The organism is Nitrospirota bacterium (assembly GCA_016212185.1).
Lineage (GTDB): Bacteria > Nitrospirota > Thermodesulfovibrionia > UBA6902 > DSMQ01 > JACRGX01.
The window spans coordinates 1-10,653 of sequence record JACRGX010000098.1 but is presented as its reverse complement, the minus strand read 5'-3'; the positions used below and the strand labels follow the sequence as shown (position 1 = coordinate 10,653).

Sequence of the window (10,653 nt, the reverse complement as noted above, 5' to 3'; positions counted from 1 at the left end):
CTGCCTCAAGTAATCAGTCAAATTATTTATCTTCACCTTCAGCATCCAAATGCATTTTATGCAGAAACCTGTGATAAACCGGCGCAAAAAGCACTGCTACAAATGTAAGAAACGATATGCCGCTGAACAGCGCATAAAAAGAAGCAAATAATTTTCCGCTGTCAGTATTTAAATGATCCACCGGTCCCATTCCTGTAAGAATCATGGATGCATTGAGAAAGGCGTCTATCCATGCAAGCCCGCCAAAAAAATGATACCCTGCCGTTCCAACCCCGATTGAAAAGATTAAAACCATCAGGGAAAATCCGGCATACTGAAGCTGCCTTGAAATAAACTCCCTGCGGCTGATTAACGGCTTTTTATGGTGTTCAAACATAAATGGCTACTCGCTTTCCTCATACTTCTCAAGAGGCGCGTGTTTTGAGCCGTAACGGAAAACAGTGATGCCCTTGCATCCTTTTTCATATGCCAGAATAAATGCCTTTGCAATGTCGTCCCTTTGAGCCCTGTGCTTTAAATTAACCGTCTTGGAGACGGCATTATCAGTAAATTCCTGAAACGCCGCCTGAATCTCTATGTGCTCCTCAGGGGATATTTCATGGGAAGTTACAAAGAGTTTTTTTACGTCAGGCGGGATTTCTTTAAATCCCTTTAACATGCCTTTTACGGAAATTTTTCTGATAAGCCCGGCGCTGTAAAATCCCCTCTTTTTTGCCGTTTCAATAAAAAGCGGATGCACCTCATGAAGTGTTGTGTCAAGCGCCTGCCTTTTATAAGCTATCGCAAAAAGCGGCTCTATGCCGCTTGAACAGCCGGCAATTATTGAAAGTGTGCCGGTAGGCGCAATGGTTGTCGTGGTTGCGTTCCTGTACCCGCCTTTTGCAATAATCTCAGGCGTGTCATAAATTGAGCCTTTGAAATTCGGGAATACGCCCTTTTCCCTTGCAAGTTCCGAAGACGCCTCCCTTGCCTTTTCCCTGATAAAACTCATCACCTCGCGCGCAAGTTTAAATGCCTCCTTAGAGTTATATCTGATGCCGAGTTTTATGAGCAAATCAGCCCAGCCCATCACGCCAAGTCCTATCTTCCTGTTGCCTTTATGCATCCTTTCAATCTCAGGCACCGGATACTTATTTGCATCAATTGCATTGTCAAGAAAGCGGACTGCAAGCTTTACGGTTGATGCCAAAAGCTGCCAGTCAATCTCAACAACAGGGGTCCAGGGGTCCAGGGGTCCAGCGGCTGACGGATTGTTTTTTCCTTCACTTGAATCCTTGAATCCTTGAATCCTTGAACCCTTTTTAACAACCATCCTTGCCAAATTTACCGATCCGAGCACGCAGGCCTCAAACGGAAGAAGCGGCTGTTCGCCGCATGGATTCGTGCTTTCTATTTTTCCTATATGAGGAGTGGGGTTATCCCTGTTAATCCTGTTAATAAATACAAGACCGGGGTCTCCTGTCTCCCATGTGCTTTCAACTATTTCTTTAAACACATCTTTGGCTTTAAGCTGTCCTGCGATGCGGCCGTTTCTCGGATTTATCAGGTCATACCGGGAATTATCCTTCAGCGCCTTCATGAATTTACCTGTTACAGCAATTGAAATATTAAAATTCGTAAGTTCTTTTTCATTCCTCTTAATCTTTATGAATTCAATTATGTCCGGGTGGTCTACCCTTAAGATGCCCATATTGGCGCCTCTCCTGGCCCCGCCCTGCTTTATAACCTCTGTTGCGGTGTTATAGATTTTCATGAATGACACAGGGCCGCTGGCAATGCCTCCGGTTGATTTTACAAGGTCAGCCCTCGGTCTTAATTTTGAAAAAGAAAAACCCGTGCCTCCTCCGCTTTGTAAAATCAGGGCGGCATTTTTCAGGGAATCAAAGATGCTTTTCATGGAGTCGTCAACAGGAAGAACAAAACATGCGGCAAGCTGTCCGAGGTCTTTGCCTGCATTTATCAGCATAGGCGTGTTCGGAAGGAAATGGAGATTATCCATCATATCATGAAATTTTTTCTCCCATTTCTGCGGTGTCCCGCCGTAAAGCTTCTCCGGAGCAGCAGCAGTTTTTGCAACCCTCAAAAGCATTTCCTCAGGGGTTTCAATAACCCTGCCCTGCTCATCTTTTAGCAGATAGCGGACTCTTAAGACTGTATGTGCGTTCTCAGTTAAGCGCATAGTCAATCCTCAAATTAAATTTCAAAATCCAAATGTCAACTGCCAAATACAATGGAATATATGCCGTTGTGAAACGATTCCGGACAAGCCGGAATGACAAATAAAAAACACGCCCTTCCCCCTCTTTTTAGGGGGGAATCTTAAATCCTGCTACTTACTGCTTGCTACTTGACCCTTATTTTTCAGCTTTTTTGAAAAATAAAAATCCGTCAGGGCGTCAATATCAGCAGTCAGCTCCTGCACCCTGAGTTCCTTTTCTATCCCGTCTTTGCGTTCATCCGGTGGAGAAAGCAGCATCTCAATCTGAAGTCTACGTCTTTCAAAGTAAAGCCTCGTGACTTCATTAAGAACATCGTCTCTTAACTGAACCATAAGCCTGGACCTTGTATCAATTGAGGTCTGGTCATTATTCCATAAAAGTTCTCCCAATTCCCACGTGAATGCAATTGACCAGTCATAGTCCTTGCCCCATGTAATATCATCACCTACATATGCGCCTGAAGAATAGACGTTGCTGCTCTGCCAGTCCCTGCCCTTGGTATATCCGAGCGTCATATGCGGCAGCCATGCCTTTTTTTGAGCAGCTTTCCTCCAGGTCTCTATCTTTTCAGGGTGCACCTCTGCATATCTTATAGCCGCCTTCTGAACCTCTTCAATGGCAGGTTCATCGGCAAAGGCAGAAAGAATTTCCCGTGATTTCTTTCCGCTGTCAGAAGACGCTGCGTCCTGAACAGCGGCGGATGTTTTAAATACCCCTTTCCCGGCAGCCGCCCACAATGCTGCTGAATTATTCTGAGCGGCAAGAAAACGGATGTCAACTGCAGTAAGTCCTTTGTAAAGTTCCTTCCAGTTTCCTGATTCTACGGAATATCTGAAAACTCCCCTTCCGGTTGCCGCATAAACTCCATCACGGTCAGCCGGACTGATTAAAAGATGGCGTATATCACGGCTAATCAGTCCTGCACTGCCCGCCGCCTTCCATGTCATGCCGGCGTCCCTGCTGATAAGCATCCCTTTTGATGTCCCAAGATACAGCAGGCCGGCATCTTTAGGATTGATGACAATGCTTTTAATTTCAGTCCCTGCCTCATTGATTCCCACTGATTCTTCCTGATTTGAAGCGCTGTCATCCTCTATAATAAATTTTTCAGGGATGCTTGATTCAAGCATTCTTTTCCAGTCAATTGCGCCGTTTATGCTCTTAAAAAAACCTTTTGCCGTAACGGCATAAATAATTTCCGGTCTGAAAAAATCTATCGCTATTGAAGAAACTGCGGCGTCATTAGGCAGATTCTGCGCTTTCCTCCATGTGCCGCCTCCGGTGTCTGTCCAAAACAGTCCGGCTTTGGTTCCAATAAAAATATTTTCCGCGTTTACAGGATTAACAGCAAGAGAAAGAACAGCGGTATTAAGTTCTCCCACTCCGGTAAAAATCCTCGTCCAGCCAGTCCCGTGGTTTATGCTTTTGTAAAGCCCTTCCCGGGTTCCGGCAAAAATGATCTTTGAGTTCAGCGGGTTTACCGCGATTGCATTTACAGTATTTCCAGTGCCCTTAAATGACAGCGCCTCCTCCCAATTTTCCCCTCCGTCTTTTGTTTTATAAATTGTATTAACAGAGCCTGCGTAAACTATCTCAGGATTGTCAGGGTTTACCGCCACAACTTGCAGGTTTAAGTCTTTAATGCCGCGGCTTACATCCTGCCATATCATATCGCCTGAAGCCGCATTTATTGAAAAAACTGGGGAAAGAAAAAAAATAATCAGGAAAAACGTCAACTTCTGCGTGGACCTCATTCAACCTCCTGTCCGTTAACCGTTAACTGCACTTTAAAACTGTAGATTTTATTAAATTTTCAATACCCCATCCCGAAAGCCTTGGGACTGTAAGGTATCCTTATACTTCCCTCCCCCTTGACGGGGGAGGGTGAGGGTGATTAAAATGCTTTTTCCACCCTCCCCTTCATCCCCTCCCGTCAAGGGAGGGGAAACTTTAGGATACTCCGCAATCTCTGCGGCGGGAAGGTTCATTTTACTATTTCTGTCCCTATGCCTTTTTTTGTAAATATCTCAAGCAGCAGGGCATGGGGAACTCTGCCGTCTATGATATGAGTTTTTCTGACACCTCCTTTAAGGGCCTCTGTGCAGGCTTCAATCTTAGGCATCATACCGCCCGAAATTATATTTTTTGCAATAAGGGTCTTCATCATTTTCTTGTCCAGTTCAGATATTAATTTATTGTTTTTGTCTTTTATGCCCTCCACATCTGTCAGGAGTATTAATTTTTCAGCTTTTAATGAAGCGGCAACTGCACCGGCAACGAGATCCGCATTTATGTTAAGAGTGGCGTTCATACGGCCTGCGCCTATAGGCGCAATCACAGGAATAAATCCGTCTTTTTCCATGGAACGAAGTATCTGCGAATTAATTTTTTCAACCTCTCCCACAAGTCCCAAATCAATTATTTCAGGTTCTCCGGTTTCAGGCGATAACTTCCTTACGACTTTTTTCCTTGCCTTGATAAGCCCCCCGTCTTTTCCGCTCAACCCGATGGCGCGCCCGCCGTGCCTGTTGATTAAAGAAACAATTTCTTTATTAATAAGTCCGCCCAAAACCATCTCAACAATATCTATTGTTTCTTTGTCCGTAAACCGCTGTCCGTGGATAAAGGTAGGTTTCTTGCCCATCTGTGCCATAACTTTGTTTATAGCCGGACCGCCGCCGTGCACAATTACCGGCTTCAGTCCTATGAGATTCAGCAGTACTACATCCTGCGCAAAAGCATTTTTAAGTGTTTCATTCACCATTGCAGCGCCGCCGTATTTAATTACAAAAGTCTTTCCGTAAAAATTTCTGATGTACGGCAGCGACTCAATCAGGATGTTTGCCTTTTCAATTAAAGTCTTCATAAAATGCCTCCTAATTTAACCACAGAGAGCACAGAGAAAATATTAAGTATCAAAATTTAGAAGAATTCTATTCCCATACACTCTGTGCACTCTGTGGTTCAAATTTTTTTACTTTTCCCCATCAGCTCATCTATTTTAGCCCCGATGTCCATGGACTTCATAAACACTGTGCCGACAAGTATGGCATCCACACCTGCCGCCTTCATTGCCTCAACATCCGCCCTCGTATTAATACCGCTTTCGCTTACGACAATTCTATCCCGGGGAATATCTTTTAAAAGCCTGACTGTAGTATTAAGGTCTATCTCAAGAGTCTTTAAGTTCCTGTTGTTTATCCCGATTATGTCCGCGCCTGAGGATAATGCCGTTTCCAACTCTTTTAAGCCGTGAACTTCTACGATAGAGTCAAGCGAAAGTTCTTTTGCAAGCTCCCTCAAATCTTTCAACCGGGATTGCTCAAGACATGAGACTATCAGTAATATTGCATCAGCGCCGCTTACCCTTGACTCATATACCTGATACTCATCAAAAATAAAGTCCTTTCTTAATAAAGGCTTCTTTGTAATTTTCCTGACAGCCCTCAGATAATCAATGCTCCCCTGAAAAAAATGCCTCTCGGTGAGAACCGATATTGCATCCACATTTTTTCTGTCATAAATATCTGCGATGCCGGATAAATCAAAATTCTCCCTTATTACCCCCTTTGAAGGCGACGCTTTTTTGATTTCAGCAATCAGATTTATCCCTGAATCCTGCCCTCTTTCTATTGCCTGCCGGAAAGATAAAACAGGTGCGGCATCCCGCACACTTGCCTTTAACTCCGGCAGCGGCAAAATCCCTTTAGCCCGCTTTAGGTCCTCTTCTTTATGCCGTAAAATTTCTTCAAGAACACTCATTTATGGAGATTTTAAAGAAAGGGAAAGGCTTTTTCAAGTTAATTTGACTTTTGACATACGCTTACCTACAATAAGCCATCAATAATCTTAAAAGGATTCAAGGGGTCAAGGGGTCAAGGATTCAAGTAATAATTAAAATAATTAACTTTTCTTATTATCTTCACTTGAACCCCCGAATCCATGAATCCATGAACCCTGATTTTAATTAACCATGATTGAAAACATCAAAGAAGGATTAAAACTTACTCATAAAAACTGGCAGTTGCTGCCCATCCAGATTGCCGTAATGGTTATTATATTCATAGGATTTATTCTTTTCGTAGGAATACCCCTTGCAATAGCATTTGTCTTTTTCGGCATAGATTTAACCCATGCCAAAGACTTTCTGAATGTATTAAAAAATCCGCTGGAGTTTCTTTCACGGTACTTCGGCCTTACCATCTTCATAATTCTGACATTTTTTATTTATCTGTGTTTTGCCTCTGTATTAAGCATATTCGGATTCAGCGGGACGTTGGGAGTGCTGAGAAATTCCGCGCTTAACACACAATATAAATTCAGTTTCCCTTCATTTATCAAAGAAAGCAAGAGTCTTTTTTTCCCCATATTCTGGTTTGGCTCCATTGTACTGCTTATTTTTATGCTTGTATCTTTTATCGTCGGAATTGTTGCCGGAATTGGCTTTTCAGTCGTAAGCGCATATGAGCAAGGAACTGTTTTAGTTTTGTTCATGGCTTACTTCTTAGCCTTGCTGCTTATCTTAAGCGCCGTCGCAGTCACAATACTCGTGCTTACGGTTTCCGCATACGCCGTAACTATCATCTCCGTAGATAAAACAAAAACAATTGAGGCATTCAGGAAGAGTTATGATTTTGTTAAAACAAAACCTAATGCGATTTTGTTTTACCTGATTCTAATCGGCAGTTACATGATAATTAATTTCATTCTGTTTTTCTTAAATTACCCCTTCACACTGATACCTGTCATAGGGGTCTTCATATATATCCCGTATCAGTTGGTAACTTATGTCTTTCTGAATTATCTGGTGCTTGCAATATCAAGCTCTTTGATTATTTTCTATACAAAAAGTATGGGCTATCAGGCAGAATCAGGGGCGTATGAGATATGAGGAGACAGTTAGGCGTTATTGGCTATTAGTTATAAGTTATTCGTTATTAATTTCAACCTCCATCCTTCAACCTTCATCTTTTGAGTATTATCTTATGTTTATTTAGTGAAATTTCTTTTATTGAGCCTTCAAAGACCTTCTGCTCGCCGAAGATATTCTTCATGTGAACCCTGCCCCCTTCAGGCTTTATGACATCCACATTTTCCAGATAAAGCTCTTCCTTTCCGTCTTTTTCAATAAAAACATTGGTTTCACACATTGCAATTGCCTCCTGTTTTACTGCCCCTTTAAAAAGGGGGTTAACGGCTTGCTTAATAACTTCTATTCCAAAAAAATTCGTCACTCCCGCTTGTCGGGAGTCTTTCCGCAATAATAGATTCCGGACAAGCCGGAATGACATGCTTACAGCGTACATAGGACATTAGATTTACAGTATGCAATAGTATAAGACAAGGCTTAAATAATTGACAATAAACCCTAATTTATGTAAAATATGATTATCAGATTTTACATAAATTAAGGAGGATTTATGGATAAGACACTGAGCGCCACTGAAGCTGTAAGAAAATTTTCGGAAATCCTTAACTCCATTAAGTACAAAGGCGATCATTACACAATCCTGAGAGGCAAAAAACCCGTAGCCCTGATATCTCCTGCTGAAACATCTCCCAAAATGATGAGACTCGGAGAACTAAAAGAACTGCTAAAAAAACTCCCACAGCTTGGCGATGACGCTAAAAGGTTTGAAAAAGACTTAAAAACCATTATTAAACTCCAGCCGTCAATGCCGGAGAAAAACAAATGGGAGTAATATTTGATACAAGCGTCCTTATCGCAATAGAACGTAATAACCTGAGCATTGAAAAATTTATTAAAGGACGGGAAAATGAACTGTTTGGGGTAAGCGCAGTAGCAATATCCGAGCTTTTGCATAGCATCCACAGAGCCGATTCTGAAAAAAGGCGGTTAACACAAACAGCATACGTTGAGAAAATTATTGAACTATTTCCAATCTACCCTTTTGATCTAAGCGCTGCAAGAATATATGCGCAAATTTGGGCGAATTTAGCCAAAAAAGGAGTTAATGTCGGCGCCCATGACTTGATGATTGCATCCACTGCAATATCACTTGCCTTTTCAGTTGTCACATGCGATTTGAGGGATTATGGAAAAATTAAAGGACTGACTGTGGAGAAGTTTACTTCGTAAAAAAATATTCACACCGGCTGCCTCTGCCTTCCCCGCATCAATCCAACTATAAATATTTCTTATAATGCCTATAAGATATAACGAATTTTATTGACAGGAATTGTAAGCTTGTGTAAAGGTAAAATTGTACAGTTACTTTCCAGATAAAGCTAAATCCCGGGTAACCGGGAGGCGGAAAGCACCAGATACCGGATAACCGGCATGGCTGAGCTGCCAAGGAAAAACCATTGGCAAATTCAGCTTTTTTATTTTGTCTGCGCTTGGGGGGAGCACGAGAAGAAATATCTTTTTAATTTCATTCTTTTTCTTTCTATTTGTTCTATTTGTAACTATTTCTGCTTGGGGAGAGGGGACTAAAACAAAAGTCAATGAAATAAAAGAAAAGGCTGCTATTATCATAAATAAAAATGACAGCGGTAAAGAGATAACCATTGGGGTTGGAGATGTTATTCAAATAGAATTAGAACGTTATGGCAGTACAGGATATGAGTGGTATTTAGATGAATCTTACAGAGGTTATTTTAAACTTGTCGGAGAGTATACAAAAGAACTTTCAAGAAAAGAACTTGTGGGTGCTCCGGTAAAGAGGCAATGGGAACTAAGGGCTGTCAGGGAAGGTGAGGCAGAGATTTCTATATATTTTTACAGGGATTGGGAAGGCAAAGATAAGGCAGTTGACATATTTAAAATAAAGGTCAGAATATTTTAAATCATCATTAATCTCTAATAAAAGGGGGGTAAAATGAATTTCATTGGTAAAGAGAGATTTCGTTCTGGAATTAGCATATTCATATTTATACTTATATTGATACTAAGTAGTTTTACGGTAAACGCGCAGGAGTCAGGTGTCCCTGAAATTGCACCAATAAACCCTGATTTTATTAGTAGGAACATAGAGAGGGTCAACGAGCTGAATGTAGAAGTGCTGACAACAGATGGGCATGGTCTTGGATTAATACCTTCTCCTCTTGATCTTTCTCACTTGAAAGGTCAACATGCTTCTATACTTGGTGCTCCAATTGTAGGGTACCCCACAAGCTATGACCTTCGCACACTTGGTAAAGTTACGCCTGTGAGAGATCAAGGAAACTGCGGCAGTTGCTGGTCATTTGCCACATACGGTTCTATGGAATCTATACTTCTTCTCGCTGAGACATGGGATTTTTCTGAAAACAATCTTAAAAATACTCATGGATTTGATTATGGTCATTGCTATGGGGGTGATGCCTATATGTCCACAGCATATCTTGCGCGGTGGAGCGGTCCAATTTTAGAAGCAGACGACCCGTATAATCCTAACTCAAATGTATCCCCTACAGGTTTAACTACAAAAAAGCATTTGCAGGAGACCCTTATCATCCCTGACAGGACAAACTCTTTAGATAATGACAATATCAAACAAGCAGTGATGACTTATGGTGGTCTGTATACGACAATGTACTGGAATGACTCTTACTATAATCTCACAAATAAAGCTTACTATTATAATGGATCAAATTATGCTAATCACGCTGTAACAATAGTCGGCTGGGATGATAATTTTGACAGAACCAGGTTTTCACCTGTACCGCCAGGGAACGGTGCATTTATTATAAAAAATAGCTGGGGGACGGCATGGGGGGAAAACGGGTATTTTTATATTTCATATTATGACACTATTGTAGGCTCAGGTAATACTGCATTCAATAGCGCTGAAGCTACTGCAAATTATAGCAACGTATACCAGTATGACCCTCTCGGTTGGACATCCAGCATAGGGTATACCGGAAGTAATACTGCATGGTTTTCAAATATTTTCACTGCTACTGCAAATGAACAACTCTCAGCAGTAAGCTTTTATACCGCATCTGTTAATTCATCCTACGAGATATATATCTATACAGGTGTCACTTCAACTCCTACAAACGGTTCACTTATTGGAACCAAAACAGGTGCAATATCATTGCCGGGGTATCATACAATTTCTTTTAATCCGTCTGTTACACTTACGTCTGGTCAGAAGTTTTCCGTTGTAGTAAAACTTACGACCCCGGGATTTAATTATCCAGTCCCGATAGAATATCCATTTGCAGGTTATAGCAGCCAGGCTACTGCCGGTGCAGGACAGAGCTTCGTTAGTTCGAACGGTATTGGCTGGTCAGATATAACAACTTTCTTCACAAATACAAATGTATGTGTGAAGGCATTTATTCGGACATGTACGGATAATGATGGTGATGGGTATGGTAACCCAGCCAGCGCTTCATGTGCACATCCTGAATTAGACTGCAATGACAGCAATACCAATATTCATCCGGGAGCTACAGAAACATGCAACAACATAGATGATGATTG

At 41.7% G+C, this 10,653-nt stretch carries 11 protein-coding genes and 1 riboswitch; of the genes, 5 read left to right on the top strand and 6 right to left on the bottom strand.

Going from position 1 to position 10,653, the window contains the following annotated elements; translation table 11 throughout:
• Positions 1 to 22: 22 nt before the first annotated feature.
• The 5 genes from HZA10_11295 to trpC all read right to left on the bottom strand — a co-directional run bounded on the left by HZA10_11295 (position 23) and on the right by trpC (position 5,981).
• Positions 23 to 376: a hypothetical protein gene (locus HZA10_11295; protein ID MBI5196887.1), complete on the bottom strand. Its 354-nt coding sequence runs from the start codon at positions 374 to 376 to the stop codon at positions 23 to 25.
• Between the two features lie 6 nt (positions 377 to 382).
• Positions 383 to 2,179, bottom strand: coding sequence for an adenosylcobalamin-dependent ribonucleoside-diphosphate reductase (locus HZA10_11290; GenBank protein MBI5196886.1), 1,797 nt, complete (start codon positions 2,177 to 2,179; stop codon positions 383 to 385).
• 150 nt (positions 2,180 to 2,329) lie between these two features.
• The gene (locus HZA10_11285; protein MBI5196885.1) at positions 2,330 to 3,973 is read right to left on the bottom strand and encodes a hypothetical protein; all 1,644 of its coding nucleotides are present in this window, start codon (positions 3,971 to 3,973) and stop codon (positions 2,330 to 2,332) included.
• Positions 3,974 to 4,203: 230 nt separating this feature from the next.
• Positions 4,204 to 5,085, bottom strand: coding sequence for an acetylglutamate kinase (gene argB, locus HZA10_11280; GenBank protein MBI5196884.1), 882 nt, complete (start codon positions 5,083 to 5,085; stop codon positions 4,204 to 4,206).
• Positions 5,086 to 5,183: 98 nt separating this feature from the next.
• On the bottom strand, positions 5,184 to 5,981 hold the full coding sequence (gene trpC / locus HZA10_11275) for an indole-3-glycerol phosphate synthase TrpC (GenBank protein MBI5196883.1): 798 nt from the start codon (positions 5,979 to 5,981) through the stop codon (positions 5,184 to 5,186).
• A 211-nt stretch (positions 5,982 to 6,192) separates the two neighbouring features.
• Here trpC and HZA10_11270 point away from each other — a divergent pair, with 211 nt between their 5' ends.
• Positions 6,193 to 7,110, top strand: coding sequence for a hypothetical protein (locus HZA10_11270; GenBank protein ID MBI5196882.1), 918 nt, complete (start codon positions 6,193 to 6,195; stop codon positions 7,108 to 7,110).
• Between the two features lie 73 nt (positions 7,111 to 7,183).
• On the opposite strand, the gene HZA10_11265 is transcribed toward HZA10_11270, so the two are convergent.
• On the bottom strand, positions 7,184 to 7,369 hold the full coding sequence (locus HZA10_11265) for a CooT family nickel-binding protein (protein ID MBI5196881.1): 186 nt from the start codon (positions 7,367 to 7,369) through the stop codon (positions 7,184 to 7,186).
• Between the two features lie 270 nt (positions 7,370 to 7,639).
• On the opposite strand from HZA10_11265, the gene HZA10_11260 reads away from it, so the two are divergent.
• The 4 genes from HZA10_11260 to HZA10_11245 all read left to right on the top strand — a co-directional run.
• On the top strand, positions 7,640 to 7,921 hold the full coding sequence (locus HZA10_11260; GenBank protein ID MBI5196880.1) for a hypothetical protein: 282 nt from the start codon (positions 7,640 to 7,642) through the stop codon (positions 7,919 to 7,921).
• Positions 7,912 to 8,319: a type II toxin-antitoxin system VapC family toxin gene (locus tag HZA10_11255; GenBank protein ID MBI5196879.1), complete on the top strand. Its 408-nt coding sequence runs from the start codon at positions 7,912 to 7,914 to the stop codon at positions 8,317 to 8,319. The genes HZA10_11260 and HZA10_11255 overlap by 10 nt, the downstream gene beginning before the upstream one ends.
• Before the next feature lie 138 nt (positions 8,320 to 8,457).
• A riboswitch (cyclic di-GMP riboswitch) is annotated at positions 8,458 to 8,537 on the top strand.
• A gap of 32 nt (positions 8,538 to 8,569) precedes the next feature.
• The gene (locus HZA10_11250; GenBank protein MBI5196878.1) at positions 8,570 to 9,028 is read left to right on the top strand and encodes a protease inhibitor I42 family protein; all 459 of its coding nucleotides are present in this window, start codon (positions 8,570 to 8,572) and stop codon (positions 9,026 to 9,028) included.
• 33 nt (positions 9,029 to 9,061) lie between these two features.
• On the top strand, positions 9,062 to 10,653 hold a 1,592-nt coding region (locus tag HZA10_11245; protein ID MBI5196877.1), incomplete at its 3' end, for a hypothetical protein.

What these genes read in the sequence shown, in the direction of transcription:
- HZA10_11255 (MBI5196879.1), top strand. Translation starts at nt 7,912, where the DNA reads ATGGGAGTAATATTTGATACAAGCGTCCTTATCGCAATAGAACGTAAT.
- HZA10_11260 (MBI5196880.1), top strand. Translation starts at nt 7,640, where the DNA reads ATGGATAAGACACTGAGCGCCACTGAAGCTGTAAGAAAATTTTCGGAA.
- HZA10_11270 (MBI5196882.1), top strand. Translation starts at nt 6,193, where the DNA reads ATGATTGAAAACATCAAAGAAGGATTAAAACTTACTCATAAAAACTGG.
- HZA10_11295 (MBI5196887.1), bottom strand. Translation starts at nt 376, where the DNA reads ATGTTTGAACACCATAAAAAGCCGTTAATCAGCCGCAGGGAGTTTATT.
- trpC (MBI5196883.1), bottom strand. Translation starts at nt 5,981, where the DNA reads ATGAGTGTTCTTGAAGAAATTTTACGGCATAAAGAAGAGGACCTAAAG.
- argB (MBI5196884.1), bottom strand. Translation starts at nt 5,085, where the DNA reads ATGAAGACTTTAATTGAAAAGGCAAACATCCTGATTGAGTCGCTGCCG.
- HZA10_11265 (MBI5196881.1), bottom strand. Translation starts at nt 7,369, where the DNA reads ATGTGTGAAACCAATGTTTTTATTGAAAAAGACGGAAAGGAAGAGCTT.
- HZA10_11290 (MBI5196886.1), bottom strand. Translation starts at nt 2,179, where the DNA reads ATGCGCTTAACTGAGAACGCACATACAGTCTTAAGAGTCCGCTATCTG.
- HZA10_11285 (MBI5196885.1), bottom strand. Translation starts at nt 3,973, where the DNA reads ATGAGGTCCACGCAGAAGTTGACGTTTTTCCTGATTATTTTTTTTCTT.